Raw genomic sequence first — 13,699 nt, 5'->3', positions numbered from 1 at the left:
GCGTCAAATGGGGCGAAGATGGAGTATCTTGTTGCTTCATGCGGCCCGGCTGAGAACCCCGTTGCAGAGCAAACAGAGCTTGTTACCATTAGGAATTTCCGCCGCGAAAAGGATCACCTGAAGAAAAACAATCGCAAAGGAATAGCAATTGAGCTTCTCATATCTGACGCTCGCCGGCTTGCAGGCAGAGCGCTTGGTGATTGGTTTGCTCAGGCTGGCGAACTTTACGACTTTTGCAACCTCCGAGGTGACCAATTTATCCTCTCGAGCGGTGCGACTTCGCTGCACGAGATGGTGTCTGGCCAGTGCATGGATGCGGTTCTTGTACGATGCGGCATAAACCCAAAGCGCCACTGGCGCCGGTCGGCCGATTGGCTTGACGAGACCCTGGCAAAGAGGATAGTCGGCGTTGCTGCGTAGAAAGCCAAAAAAGCGATACATCGTGCTATTAATCGCCGAATCGGACGTTGATTCGATAAAATGCAAAGAAGCGATAGCAAAGTTGTGCGAGCGATACTCCGAACTTTACGGCACGATTAATGCGACCCAAGCGTCGATAAAAATTGTTGCACAGTATGGCGCGAAGTGCATTATTCGCTGTTCGCTTTCAGCGCTTGACTCAGTTTTGGTGACCATTGCCCTCTCCAATCCACCGGTCCTGACCATGGGATCTTCTGGCTCGTTGCATAAACTAAAGAGCGAAGCAAGCGCAGTAAACGTTAGTTAATGATGGCGTTACCTCATCCGTCTTCAGAAAGAGCTCCACTAATGATCTGAAACAAGTCATTTTGTAAACAGTCGTATTCAAAAGCTTTTTACGCCTAATTTCCACTACGTAATACCGGGAATGAGGTGAGTTCGCTGCTCCAGACTGAGCAAATGCTATGAAGACCTCGCGACGAACCGACCCATTTTTATCAATAAAGCTATAATTATTACTGCGGCCTCTCAATATTACCACTTGGAGCTAACCTACGATTACCCCCTGTACAGGCCGCCCTCAGAGGCTGACTCTATGATATTTCAAGTCACACTCGGATGCTCGTTCAACAAATGCTCTTTTTGCAACATGTACCGCTCAAAAGAGTACTATGAAAGGCCCATGGATGAATTAAAGTCGGAGATAGATGTAGCTTCCAAATACTATTCCGACACCAGAAGGGTATTTCTGGCAGATGGGGATGCGATTAACGCCCCGACGAGCAAGCTGGTTGAAATTCTGGAATACCTGAAGCAAAAATTTCCCCATCTGGAACGTGTATCGTGCTATGCAATGCCTTCCAATATACTTCGAAAATCAGACAAGGACCTAGAATTGCTGAGAAGTGCAGGACTGGGGATGTTCTATGTTGGCATAGAGAGCGGTAATGATGTCGTTCTCAGAAAGGTGACCAAAGGTGCGACGCAAAGAACAATCATAGCGGCCTGCAGTAAGGCACGCTCGCACGGCTTAATTCTTTCTTGCATGATAATCTTGGGCCTTGGAGGGAAAAAATATACCACTGAGCATATTTCTGACACTGCCAAAATCTTGAATGAGATTGCACCAGACTATGTTGGTGCACTTACCCTCCATCTTGAGGACGGGATCAGACAAGAATTCCTGGAAAAGTACGGGGAGCAGTTCACTCCCCTCGACGATGTGGAAGTCTTGGATGAGATTGAAAGGCTTCTGCTCCAGACTCGCCCAAATTCGCCTATAATTTTCCGGGCCAATCATGCTTCCAATGTCTACTCGGTCGGAGGAACTTTGCCCGCAGACAGTACAAGGCTCGTAGCGCAGATTCAGGATCTCAAGTCTAGGCCGGAACTTTGGAAGCCGAAGGAAATTCGTAGATTCTAACCGATCCAAACTGGGATTGTGCCATATTCCAAAGGATTAATAGCGAGATAGCACACTTCGTCTGGACATACGATGTACAGCGGGGAACTCGAAGTTCAAGCCAAACGAAAGGCTCTCGCGGTTCTTCAAGACGAAATCACGCGCATTTTGAACTCATCAAGAGACCTTGCAAACTTGACCTCCTCGCTATTCAAGGAGGATGCGAAGGACGTCCAAGCCTGCCTCGAACGTATGCGCAATACTGAAGAAGAAGTGGAGAACCTCCGGCGTAAAATAACTCGCGAAGTAGCCGAGATTGGGAGCCTGATGTCAAACCGAGAGGATATACTGAGAACAGCGTATGTCATCGACGACATAGCAGGCTATATCAGCGGGATAGCATTTCGATTGGCAAACATCAAAGTCGCCGCTTTAAGAAAGGCACAATTTGACGATGACCTCAAAGCGCTTGTCGGGATGGTCGTCGACTCTATTTTCAAACTTAATGAAATGGGTAGGGCTCTTAGCATCAATCCTGCAAATACGATTGACCTGGCGCAGGACGTTCAGAAACTAGAACGTCAGGTTGACGCAAAGTACAGGGCAGTCATTGTCAAAGCATTGAATGAGATTAGCGTGACGAAAGACCTCTTGCTTCTTAAGGACGCAGTGGAGGGGATAGAGGGAGTGACCGATAAGTGTCAAGAAGCCGCGGACTCTTTTACAATCTTGGCCCTCAGCATGTAAATGATAGACGCTAGGCTAATCAGAGACAGGATTATTATTTGGGACTCTGCCGACGCGCGTACTCTGTTTGGCGCAGGATACTATGGCAAGCCTCTGGGAATAGCGAAGCCAAAGGGAACAGATTTTGACGCCCCTCTGATTCTGGACCTTATCGAAGGCTGCTTTTTGCTTGAAAAGCGCGTAATTAGGATCCTCAACACCGACGGAAGGGTGGTTTCATCGGGCGATATTAGGAAGATGTGCAAGGGACTTTATGCGGATTTTGAGGCAAAATATCTTGTCTTTCAGAACCTTCGAGACAAGGGTTATGTGGTGACACCGGGCATAAAGTTCGGCTGCGACTTCGCAGTATACGAACACGGGCCGGGCATTGATCATGCCCCTTTTCTGGTCCAGGTGTTCCGCCAGAATGACTCGGTGTCAGCAACCGGCATTGTTTTGGCCGGCAGGCTTGCGACTACGGTAAAGAAGCAGTTCGTACTTGCAATGCCCACAATGAAAGAAAAGACGGTGGAATACGTCGCCTTCGACTGGTGGAAGGCATGAGACGCCGGATCCGATTCGACTAACGACCTACCGGCTTTTGAAGTTGCAATAGCATGAAACAGCCGTGACAATTTTATCCGCTCTCTTAAATACGCGAAGCAGTACTCCTGCGACGGTGTACACTGTCAAGAAGCTGGGAAAAAACGGCATGTGGAATGCAGTGAGCCTTATTGATGATAATGGTTCTTTCCGCGGCGAGGCAAGGTTTGAGACGAAACAGGAAGCCGAGCGTTACATGGCAGTCTATATCAAAAGGCTGCGAAACCCTGCAAGCGCAATGATTGACGGCAAACCCGCACTCAAAGTCTTCAAGGATGAACCGAAAACGGGGGCAGCTACCGACAGCAGGAAACCCTAGGGCCTTTCGAACTATGGCGACAGAGATGGCCTACTTGTCCCGGTAGGCCTCAAGGAATCGCTCCATGTTTTTGCTGATTTCCAATAGAACTTCAAGATTCCTCTGATGATGCCGCTCAATCTCCTCTATTCTTTTTAATAGTTCGTTATGACGCTCATCTAGCGCCGCAATTCTCCTGATGGTCCAATCCTGCGCTTTCGCCAACATGGTTTGCCGCCAATATATCCAGCAGCTGATTACGGCTCCAATGAGCGCACCGACGACTATGGAAAAGTATGTGCTGGAGGTGTTTGTCATGTCCTGGCAATCCTTTGCCAGTTCTGGAATGCAGCCCCAGCCGAGAAGCTCGGCGACTAACATGAACGTCGTCTTGTTATGGTTTCCTTATATACCTGTTTTCGGCTGGCTTTCCTTCAAACCGCAATTGAGAGCAGAGCAACCCCTGAGAGTATATAAACAAGAAACAAAAAAGACTTAAAGGGCGAGGCACAAGAAAGAGCGTGGTTTAGGTTGTTTGTATGCAGGACATGTAAAGGGACCGCCCTCGTTCTAGCCGTTGAAAATGACGGTCGTCTTTGTTTGGAGGAATGTCCCGATTGCAACAGCCACGTCTTGACCGCCCACGGCCACGATTGCTGATCGCATATTACTCTGGTATACCGTAGAGTATACGACTCCTAAATTACTTGGGCATGGCCAAATTCTGCTTTATAGTCCTAGCAACCTGCTCCAGCTCATTATGAGGTGCGACCCGGCGCGCAGGCCATCTGCCATCAGGGCTATCCCGATTGAAGCGCGGTACGATGTGGACGTGCACGTGTGGCACAATCTGATTGGCAGCGATTCCGTTGTTCTGTCCGACATTGAATCCATCTGCTTTTACGGCTGATACAACCGCACGCGCTATATCCGGAACCGCAGAATAGAGTGAACTTACTTCGTTGACAGGCATTTGCAAGAGCGTGTCGTAGTGATGCACAGGGATAACTAACGTATGCCCCGAGTTGATGGGGTACTTGTCCATGATTACAATTAACTGATCGTTGCGGTATACCTGCGCTGATGACAACTCCCCTCTAATGATTGCACAAAAGGTGCAGGTATCCGCCTTTGTCATTTTTCCGCAGGAACTTATGAATGGCCGTCTTTATTTCTTCCTGCCCTGAAAAAGAGCCAATTTTAAATATGACTAAATTCAGACGTTCTGCTGAGTTAGTTATCAGATGGCCGAAACAGTCGAACTTGAGGATTTCAAGGTCAGTTTTTCGTTTCGCTGTCCAAAATGCGACTATCGCAACGAGGAGGTCTCATCAGAGGACCTCTCGACCGGAAACGCGCAGTGCGGCATGTGCGAGACAGTCTTCAAGGCAGAGGGTCTGGATGCGTTAAAAGTCACGGCGACACTCGATTGAAGATCTCTCAATCTTAAAATATGCTGTTTTGCTGCCCGATTATTGATTGATGCATCTTCCCAGCAGACGAGCGCTTGAAGGTCCAGCAAGAGCTCCCCACCGTGCGATGTACAAGGCAATGGGCCTTGATGATGGTGATCTGTCCAAGCCATTCATAGCCGTTTCTTCGACATGCAATGAAGCAACCCCCTGCAACATTCATCTAGGCCAACTTGCCCAGAGCGCAAAGCAGGGAGTGAGTGCGTGCGGATGCACTCCTCGTGAGTTTACGGCCATTGCGGTATCCGATGGGATCGCCATGGGACACGAAGGGATGAAGGCGTCGCTTGTCAGCCGCGAAATCATAGCCGATTCCATTGAAATTATGGTCAGGGCTCACCAGTATGACGGCGTAGTCGGTATTTCGGGTTGCGACAAAAGTCTTCCAGGAACTTTGATGGGCATGGCACGGTTGAACCTTCCTTCCATCTTTGTATACGGAGGAACCATTATGCCCGGAGACTGGAATGGGAAGCAGGTCACAATTCAGGACGTTTACGAGGGTGTGGGCGCTTATGACGCCGGGAAAATGACGCTGCAGGAGCTGGTTAGCCTTGAGAATGTCGCTTGCCCGTCCGCGGGGTCTTGCGCAGGTATGTACACCGCCAACACCATGGCATCAATAAGCGAGGCTATTGGCATGTCGCTTCCGGGGAGTGCTTCTCCTCCGGCGGAAAGCGAGAGGAGGAGGGAAATCTGCTTCATGACCGGAAAGGCTATCATGCCTCTCATCGAATCCAATTTGCGACCGAGAGACATCATGACATTTGAGGCCTTTGAAAATGCAATAGCGGTCGCAAACGCCATCGGTGGTTCGACTAACGCTGTCCTTCACCTTTTGGCTATTGCTCGTGAAGCGGGGGTGAAGTTGACGCTTTCTGACTTTGAGCGAATGAGAAAGAAGGTGCCTCATATTGCGGACATGAGACCTGGTGGAAATTACGTAATGCTTGACTTGGATAGAGTTGGCGGCGTGCCGGTAATCCTCAAAGCACTTCTCAAAAGGAACCTGCTAAACGGTGAAGTCCCTACGGTTACTGGGCGGACCATGCGGCAGAACATCGAGTCGATTGCGATCCCGACGTTGGAGGACGAGAAAATAGTGCGCAGGATTGACAATCCGATCAAGCCCGAGGGAACCCTGAAGATACTCAAGGGTACGCTTGCTCCGGAAGGAGCGGTCGTCAAGCTGGCTGGAGTTCATAGTCAAAAGTTCGTTGGAAAAGCCAGAGTCTTTAACGCAGAGGAAGATGCCTTTGATGCTGTATCAAAGAGGCGAATTCATGAAGGCGATGTCGTGGTTATCCGCTATGAGGGTCCAAAGGGAGGGCCGGGCATGCGTGAAATGCTCGCAGTCACTGCAGCGCTTGTTGGGCAAGGCCTAGGGGAAAAAGTGGCCATGGTTACAGATGGAAGGTTTTCCGGCGCGACACGGGGCTTTATGATAGGCCACGTCGCGCCCGAGGCAATGGTTGGAGGCCCCATCGCCCTGGTGCGAGAGAACGACGAAATTGCCATCGATGCGGTTCGCGGCAAGATCGATCTGGTAGTGTCAAGCACTGAATTAAACAAGCGCAAAAGAAAATGGAAACCTATCCGGCCCCACTACAAGACTGGCGCACTGGCTAAATATGCAAGCCTTGTTCAGTCTGCGTCACAAGGAGCCATAACAGTGCCTTCAACTTTAGGGGCTCAGTAAGCGTGAGCCCATCGGTGCTCAAGCAATAACTTTGACACCTTGAATACTTCTCCGCACGTGGGACAGGAATAGCTATATTTGCTTCTGTGCGACATGCAACCACTCTGGTAGTTCTTGCCGTTCGGAAATGCTACGACGATACATCCACAATCAAGTTTGTTTTCAATGACTGATGAAGCCGCCATTCAAATTGATATGCGGTGCCTGCTAAAGTTAAACCAGATTGTGTCGCAGTGGCTACAACACGCGCTGAAAAACCTCCAGACAGTGCATTAAGTTTAAATGAGAAGAAAACGGCCTCCACTGTAGGTAGTTGAAAAATGTCTGAAGGCGATCACTTTTGGAATTTTCAATTATTCTAGTCCGCCAGCACTTCAGGTTACACCAGTAGATTTTCAGAAAAGCCCCTTTGACCTTTTCAAACGGCTCTATGGCATATTTGACCACGTCTTTATCCTTGAGTCGCTCGTCGGTCCAAAGGAACTTTCCGAGATTTCCGTGATTGGCTTTGAGCCTGAATTCATTGTCAGTTGTGATACAAGACGCTTCAGGGTAGTTGACAAGAAGAAGCGCAGGGTCGTGATAAACGAGGACATTACCGAGCCTCTTTCTCAGCTCAAGCGCCTCCTCCCGTCCATAAAGGATGACCGCTTCAGGTTTGTCGGCGGAGCGGTGGGCTACATAAGCTATGAGGCGGTACGATTCTGGGAGAAACTGCCTGCCCTGCATAAGCAGAAGGGATTTTCCATTATGCAATTCGGGCTTTACAGAGACGGAATAATCTACGATCACGTCCAGAACCGGTCATTTTACTTCTGCCTTGGCCCGTCAAGGCTGGGCGAGCTTAATGCGAAGTTCGAAGGCACCCCTGCCGCCGCCGAACACATTGCGTTTTCATACTCGCGGCCAGTCCGAAATATGAGTAGGGCTCAGTTCATCCGAAAGATAAGACAGGCGAAGGGCTACGTCTATGATGGGGACGTTTTCCAAGTGGTGCTTTCAAAGCGAATCTCGTTTAAAACGAGAGGAAATTTACTTGCAGTTTACGATCGCTTGAGAGAGGTGAATCCTTCGCCCTACATGTACTTCCTGCGTGCGCCGGGAGGCAGCATACTCGGATCAAGCCCGGAGATGCTCATCCGAATAACCGGCAAGCACATCGAGTCTTTCCCCATTGCAGGAACTCGGCCAGTAGGACAAGACGAGAAGGAAAACGACAGGCTTGCCCAAGACCTTATGAAAGACGAAAAAGAGTTGGCCGAACACACCATGCTGGTAGACCTTGCTCGCAACGACATAGGCAGGGTATGTGAATTTGGAACTGTCAGAGTTAAGGAACTAATGAAAATAAAGCGATTCAGCCACGTACAGCACATTGTGTCGCATGTCGAAGGAACGCTGAGGTCTGATGCTGATGCGTTTTCCGCGACTAGGGCAGTTTTCCCTGCAGGTACGGTCAGTGGCGCTCCTAAGGTTCGCGCCATGCAGATTATTAACGAGCTCGAGGGTTCGCCGCGGGGCCCTTATGCAGGCGCGCTGGGATACTTTTCACTCAACGGGTGTGCAGACTTTGCAATCACGATACGGTCCCTTTTTGTCGACCGGAATGGCGAAGCCTACGTTCAATCTGGCGCTGGAATAGTCATGGACTCTGACCCTGTGAGCGAGTGGAAAGAAACAGAGTTTAAGGCAAATGCCGTTCTTGAAGCCCTTCGAAGAGCAAGAACATAAAAAATCTGCTCAATATAACAGTCCCTGCTAATGCACCTGGGCTCGTTGCCATGAACAGACTAGACTATAATTCATGTCATCGACGGTAGTTGCCAGAAAAAAGGGCAAAATGTGTACGCTCATGGTGCCGACACGGCGTGTATGCTATTGTAGGGGTGCGTGATGCATTGTGTGCATCGGGATGCGCATAGTAGCAACGGCATGCATACATTGTGATAGGGACTGGCGCGTATTCAATTATATGCGGCTATCGCGATTTTGGTGGCCTTGAAAACAGATTGTTTGCATTCAAGTGGTACTCGACTGCAAGTCCCGGGTCCTTTTGCCTACCGGTGAGAATTCCTACAACAGTATCATCCCGCTTTATCAGACCCTCTTCGCGCAATTTCTTCACGCCTGCAGGGACGGCACCGGAGGCCATTTCGCAGTCAAAACCATTCAGGCCTACGATTGACATGGCATCGCCCATGTCCTTATCGCTGACTTGAATTACTACCCCGCTCGTAAAGTCCAGTGCTCGCAGCGCCTTGATGAGATTGGCGGGCCTCCCGATCTGGATGGCAGTCGCATGCGTCTTGGGACGAATGTTATTTGCATCGAGGTGAGAATAGTACCTCTCTATCATTGCGACGTCTGGTCGTCCTCCGTTCCACCTCAAAGGCTTGTTTTCGAATAATCCATTGTAGAGCTCGTAAAACGTATTTGCGCCCTCCGCATTTACGATAGCGAGTCGGGGTATCTTTTTGATCCAGCCCCACTCTGAAAGCTCCATCAAACACTTGCCGCAGCTCGATGTGTTTCCCAGGGCTCCGCCCGGATACACTATCCAGTCAGGCGGGTTCCAATCAAGGTGTTCAAGCACTCTGTAAACAATCGTCTTTTGGCCCTCAAGGCGGAATGGATTGACGGAGTTTACGGTATAGCCCTTCGATTCCTTGGCGTATTTGAGAGAAGCTGCCAATGCGTCGTCAAAATTCCCGTCGACCTGGATTACCTGGGCCCCAAACTGAAATGCTTGACCCAGTTTGCCGGGCGCGATTTCACCCCTTGGGATGTAAACGTCACACTCCATGTCCTCGTTGGCGGCATACATCGCCGCGGACGCTGAAGTATTGCCGGTGGACGCGCATATTATTTTCTTTACGCCAAGCATTTTTGAATGTGTAACCGCCGTCGACATGCCGTTGTCCTTGAACGAGCCGCTCGGGTTGTAACCTTCTGGCTGAAGGAAAAAAGAAGCGTGCTCCATGTCTGCGTAGTCTGCAGCCTTGCTCATGTTGTACGGCTTTGACAGTCTGCCTTCGGAGCCGTCGAGGGAAACAAGGACTCTTGCGCATTCGCCAAAGTCCTCGGTGTCGATTCCCGAGAAGTTTATGAGGTCCCTGAAACGCCACACGCCGCTTTCGTTGTAAATGTTCCCGCCGTGATTGCGCCGCTGATAGAACGTCTGTACTAGAGATTTGTCAGGCCTGTCGCGATACTTTACATCGAGTAGCGAGCCGCATTTGCATCTGTAAACGTCTGAAAGAATCTCATAGGTAAGGCCACAAGACGGATTTATGCACTTCTTGTTAGCGTAATCGTCCATAAACAGAGAAGAACTTTGGAGATTGATATTTAGATGTTGTCCATGAGATTCATTTCTTGCCAGATGTTTTTTCGTACATCTTCAATACCTGCTCAATGACGCCATCCATGTCGTCCTCGCGCACTTCCGGGGAGACTGCAAGTTTCAATAGATTGTTCACAGTGGTGGAGATCTCTGAGCTCACCTCGTCAAAACTGTCCATATCGCTGTAGCCTTGCTGATATAACCTCTTTAGCCTCATCGCGTACATTTGAGTCTGTTCATTAATTGTGATACTATAATTGCGATTATTGACCTTGATTTTTTCCTTTAGCATATGAGAATAAACCGGTGAGCGGCCTATTAAAAAACCTGTCTAATGGCTAAACTGCCTGATGATTTGCAATCGCGCTGGCGTTTTGAGAGAGAAATTTTCAGATTAACCGCAAACGGCTGTCACCGCGGTGACAGTTCAGGCGGCTACATTGCAGTTTAAGTTTTGTAGGAATGTTAAGCCTCTAGGTGCCATAATAGTAAGCATGTCGTTTGGTAACAAGTGGGTAAAGCCACAAGGAGAAAGCATGGGCCACAGGTTGATTGAAGGGATAAAACCTCAAACACCCCTAAAACCCAAGATCGAGGAAGCACAGAAAAAGCTGCAAATGCAGATTTCAAAACTGGACTCAATCTCAGGCAGGATGCAGGAAAAAGACCAGCTGATATTCAAGCGGGTGGTTTTGGCGATGCAGAGCCATGACAGTCAGCACGCGAGGGTGCTATCAGGCGAGCTATCTCAGATCAGAAAGATGAACAAGATGGTGACGTCTGCAAAACTTGCGCTGGAACAGATTCAACTGCGGCTCAATACTATAACAGAACTAGGCGATGTGGTTGTTACTCTCAGCCCTGCGATGTCAGTAATAAAGGGAATCCAGGGAGGATTGGCCGGAATGATGCCGGAAGCCGATTCGTCGTTCGGGCAGATATCAGAACTTTTGGGCAATATAATAACCGACTCTGGCCAGCTACCGAACAGCGAGATTGGGTCATTCAGCGCTGCAAATGATGACACCATGAGAATCATGGAAGAGGCAAGTGCTGTCGTGGAGCTCAACATGAAGAGTAAATTCCCCGACTTGCCGACAGGCGGCGTACAAAAGACCCCCGAAGCTGCGGGTTACTGAGCTGCGTTAGCCGCCCGTCGCGGCTATCGTTCTTACCTTTTTCTTTATTCTTGAAATCGTTGGATAACTGTATCCTTTTTCTCTATAACTTCGGATCATTGCCTTCCAATGGGTTAGCCTCCATTGGGCTTGGCTCTGACTCAGGCCTTTCGTCTCTGCAGTAACAAAGCTCTTCCGACCAGGCAACAGATAGCCGCCCTCCTCCGCTGCTTTGCGATTGTACGAGAATCGCATTCCGAAAAGCAGGTCCTCCACCGCAAGCAATTCAAAATAGCTCTTCAGCTCGTCGTACCTGTCTACTGGAACTTTGAGCACGACCCTGAGCTCCTTCTCCTGCACCAGTCTTTCCATAGCGTGCATATTTATGAATATTGCTAAACTCGAGTTCTGCAACATTCTGTTAAGAACCTTAAAACAACGATGTTTTTTTTCCTGCGGTCCTAAACGCGTCGACGATTCTGGTGCACATTTTCTGGTCATGGAGCGCCGTGACGGAAACCCTTACCCTAGCCGCGCCTCTGCGGACTGTAGGATACCTGATTGCCGGCGCAAAGACGCCCTGGTTCAGTAATTCGCTTGAAAATTCAAGGGCGCGCTCTTCGTCGCCCATGATTACTGGCAGAATTTGAGTGGGAGATGAGCCGAGTTGGAATCCTTCTTCCTCGAGATTCTTTTTGAGCCGCTTGGCGTTTGACAAGAGGCGGCGCTGAAGCAATCCAGTATCTGCGATTCCTAGTGCCGCAATTGCAGCTCTGCATAAGTGGTCGGGCAGAGCGGAGGTGTAAATGAATTGGCGCGAGGTATTTACAAAGAACTCAATAATTTCCGTCGATGCAGCGACATACCCTCCAAAACAGCCGAGCGCCTTGCTGAGGCTGCCGATATGAATGTCTACCAGAGCCTTTGATCTTGCTGCCGTTCCACGTCCGTGAGGACCTAAAACGAAATCACCGTGGGCGTCATCGACTGCGACTAACGCGCGATGTTCGTGGGCTATCTTTGCTATTCTGGCAAGCGGCGAAATATCTCCGTCCATGCTAAAAATTCCCTCGGTTACGACGACTTTTCGACCGTCGGACTTTTGTTCCGACATCAAACGCTCCAGGGCTTCTGCGTCGTTGTGAGGAAAAATGCGAATGGCAGCAGCGGAAAGCCGGCATGCGTCAATTATGCTCGAATGATTCAGTTCATCGCTGTAGATGATTGTTTTCTTGTCGGCAATCGCAGATATGGCACCAAGACATGCCGCATAGCCCGTGGGAAAGACGAGAGCCGACTGGGTCTGCCTGTGGTCGGCCAATGCTGACTCTAACTGAGAAAATGCAGGCGTATTCCCAGCGACCAGCCGAGAACTGCACGGCGAAATGGGTCCCCGCGGGATGGAGGCGGCAACAACCTTCCGATGAGTGGATAAACCGAGGTAGTCATTTGAACAAAGATGGATCGCCTTGCGCCCGTCTACAATGATATCCGCGGGTCCAAGAACCTCGACTTTGCGAAGTCGCCTAAGGAGATGCGACGATCTGAGCGAGTCAAGCCTTACCTTGACAAACGTCGTATCAGCTTGGGGAGAGGCCAATCTGTTTTATCATCGCAAGGTCTCGTTCCGATTCGTTCCCGCCTGTCGTCAGGTAGCCTCCGATAATAATGCCGTTGGCGCCGGCCTTAAGCGCAAATCCGTCCTTGTCCTTAAGGTGAACCTCTCTGCCTCCCGCGATCTTTATTATCGACTTGGGGAGGATGAAGCGCCAGACTGCGATCGTGCGGATTGCGTCTTCCTGGTCGATGGCTTCTGCGCCTTGGAGGGGCGTGCCTTCTCTTGCTATCAAAAAGTTAATCGGTACTTCTTCAGGCTCCAGTTCTGCTAGCGCAAAAGCAAGCTCAAGGCGCTGCAGCGCATTTTCGCCCATTCCGATAATGCCCCCGCTGCATAATTCCAAGCCTGCCTGTTTGACGATCTTGGCGGTTGATACCCTGTCACTGAAATCGTGAGTTCGACAGATGCGTGAAAACATGCTTGGCGCAGCTTCAAGGTTGTGGTTGTATCTCTTGACACCGATTTCCTTTAGGCGCTTGGCGCGTTCCAGCGTCATGAAGCCAAGGCTCACGTTTACTTCCATTTGCAGTTCTTCCTTCAGTTTCACAATTGTCGAGCAGATCTGCTCAAAGTCTGCCTGTGGCGGCTCACGGTAAGCACAGACCAGGCAAAAGTTCGAAGCCCCCGCTTCCTTAGCCTTGACAGCGTTTTCGATAATCGCCGTTGTAGGCAACAGCGGGTACTTGTTTATCCCGGTGTCGTAGAATGACGATTGCGCACAGAAGGAGCAGTCTTCCGGACACCGTCCAGACTTGGCATTAAGAAGGGCCTCGACATCGACGACATCTCTGTGGAGCGCACGAGTTATATCGTTGGCAAACGAAGCTAGGACCCGCAGGTCAGGGTAGTTAAGTAAAAACTGAGCCTCTTGGATGGTAATCTTGCCGCCGTCAATTACCCTTCTCGCAAGAGCCTCAATCTGATCGTGTGAATTCAAGTTTTAACAATCAGTCTCCCGGGCCTGTACTTAAGTCTTGGCGGTATTTGATTTTAACCA

17 protein-coding genes are annotated in these 13,699 nt (G+C 49.9%); 10 read left to right on the top strand and 7 right to left on the bottom strand.

What is annotated here, in order from left to right:
- Positions 1-18: 18 nt before the first annotated feature.
- The 6 genes from ABI361_01855 to ABI361_01830 all read left to right on the top strand — a co-directional run bounded on the left by ABI361_01855 (position 19) and on the right by ABI361_01830 (position 3,473).
- Positions 19-420: a hypothetical protein gene (locus ABI361_01855; GenBank protein MEO9319395.1), complete on the top strand. Its 402-nt coding sequence runs from the start codon at positions 19-21 to the stop codon at positions 418-420.
- Positions 410-727, top strand: a complete 318-nt coding sequence (locus ABI361_01850) for a hypothetical protein (protein MEO9319394.1) — start codon at positions 410-412, stop codon at positions 725-727. The genes ABI361_01855 and ABI361_01850 overlap by 11 nt, the downstream gene beginning before the upstream one ends.
- A 234-nt stretch (positions 728-961) precedes the next feature.
- Positions 962-1,843 (top strand): radical SAM protein, encoded by an 882-nt coding sequence (locus ABI361_01845; protein ID MEO9319393.1) that lies wholly within the window; start codon positions 962-964, stop codon positions 1,841-1,843.
- Positions 1,844-1,915: 72 nt separating this feature from the next.
- The gene (locus ABI361_01840; protein MEO9319392.1) at positions 1,916-2,569 is read left to right on the top strand and encodes a DUF47 family protein; all 654 of its coding nucleotides are present in this window, start codon (positions 1,916-1,918) and stop codon (positions 2,567-2,569) included.
- A gap of 3 nt (positions 2,570-2,572) precedes the next feature.
- Positions 2,573-3,115 (top strand): tRNA-intron lyase, encoded by a 543-nt coding sequence (gene endA / locus ABI361_01835; GenBank protein MEO9319391.1) that lies wholly within the window; start codon positions 2,573-2,575, stop codon positions 3,113-3,115.
- 115 nt (positions 3,116-3,230) lie between these two features.
- On the top strand, positions 3,231-3,473 hold the full coding sequence (locus ABI361_01830) for a hypothetical protein (protein ID MEO9319390.1): 243 nt from the start codon (positions 3,231-3,233) through the stop codon (positions 3,471-3,473).
- Between the two features lie 30 nt (positions 3,474-3,503).
- On the opposite strand, the gene ABI361_01825 is transcribed toward ABI361_01830, so the two are convergent.
- Entirely contained in the window at positions 3,504-3,833 is a 330-nt protein-coding gene (locus tag ABI361_01825) for a hypothetical protein (protein ID MEO9319389.1), read from the bottom strand.
- A 322-nt stretch (positions 3,834-4,155) separates the two neighbouring features.
- Complete coding sequence (locus ABI361_01820; protein MEO9319388.1) at positions 4,156-4,590, bottom strand: HIT family protein; 435 nt, start codon at positions 4,588-4,590, stop codon at positions 4,156-4,158.
- A 106-nt stretch (positions 4,591-4,696) separates the two neighbouring features.
- On the opposite strand from ABI361_01820, the gene ABI361_01815 reads away from it, so the two are divergent.
- The 3 genes from ABI361_01815 (at position 4,697) to ABI361_01805 (ending at position 8,354) form a co-directional block, all read left to right on the top strand.
- Positions 4,697-4,885, top strand: coding sequence for a hypothetical protein (locus ABI361_01815; GenBank protein MEO9319387.1), 189 nt, complete (start codon positions 4,697-4,699; stop codon positions 4,883-4,885).
- A gap of 49 nt (positions 4,886-4,934) precedes the next feature.
- Entirely contained in the window at positions 4,935-6,623 is a 1,689-nt protein-coding gene (ilvD, locus tag ABI361_01810) for a dihydroxy-acid dehydratase (GenBank protein ID MEO9319386.1), read from the top strand.
- A gap of 324 nt (positions 6,624-6,947) precedes the next feature.
- Positions 6,948-8,354 (top strand): anthranilate synthase component I family protein, encoded by a 1,407-nt coding sequence (locus ABI361_01805; protein ID MEO9319385.1) that lies wholly within the window; start codon positions 6,948-6,950, stop codon positions 8,352-8,354.
- Between the two features lie 247 nt (positions 8,355-8,601).
- On the opposite strand, the gene thrC is transcribed toward ABI361_01805, so the two are convergent.
- Together thrC and ABI361_01795 are read right to left on the bottom strand one after the other, a co-directional pair.
- Positions 8,602-9,942, bottom strand: a complete 1,341-nt coding sequence (thrC, locus tag ABI361_01800; protein MEO9319384.1) for a threonine synthase — start codon at positions 9,940-9,942, stop codon at positions 8,602-8,604.
- A 49-nt stretch (positions 9,943-9,991) separates the two neighbouring features.
- Positions 9,992-10,258: a hypothetical protein gene (locus ABI361_01795; protein MEO9319383.1), complete on the bottom strand. Its 267-nt coding sequence runs from the start codon at positions 10,256-10,258 to the stop codon at positions 9,992-9,994.
- Between the two features lie 202 nt (positions 10,259-10,460).
- Here ABI361_01795 and ABI361_01790 point away from each other — a divergent pair, with 202 nt between their 5' ends.
- On the top strand, positions 10,461-11,105 hold the full coding sequence (locus ABI361_01790) for a Snf7 family protein (GenBank protein ID MEO9319382.1): 645 nt from the start codon (positions 10,461-10,463) through the stop codon (positions 11,103-11,105).
- A gap of 6 nt (positions 11,106-11,111) precedes the next feature.
- Here ABI361_01790 and ABI361_01785 read toward each other — a convergent pair whose 3' ends face one another.
- The 3 genes from ABI361_01785 to bioB all read right to left on the bottom strand — a co-directional run bounded on the left by ABI361_01785 (position 11,112) and on the right by bioB (position 13,639).
- Positions 11,112-11,444: a hypothetical protein gene (locus ABI361_01785; protein MEO9319381.1), complete on the bottom strand. Its 333-nt coding sequence runs from the start codon at positions 11,442-11,444 to the stop codon at positions 11,112-11,114.
- A gap of 70 nt (positions 11,445-11,514) precedes the next feature.
- Entirely contained in the window at positions 11,515-12,684 is a 1,170-nt protein-coding gene (locus ABI361_01780; protein MEO9319380.1) for an 8-amino-7-oxononanoate synthase, read from the bottom strand.
- Entirely contained in the window at positions 12,665-13,639 is a 975-nt protein-coding gene (bioB, locus tag ABI361_01775) for a biotin synthase BioB (protein MEO9319379.1), read from the bottom strand. Before bioB ends, ABI361_01780 begins: the two co-directional genes overlap by 20 nt.
- Between the last annotated feature and the right edge of the window lie 60 nt (positions 13,640-13,699).

It is taken from the genome of Nitrososphaera sp. (assembly GCA_039938515.1).
GTDB lineage: Archaea > Thermoproteota > Nitrososphaeria > Nitrososphaerales > Nitrososphaeraceae > Nitrososphaera.
This window is presented reverse-complemented; position numbering and strand designations above follow the sequence as displayed.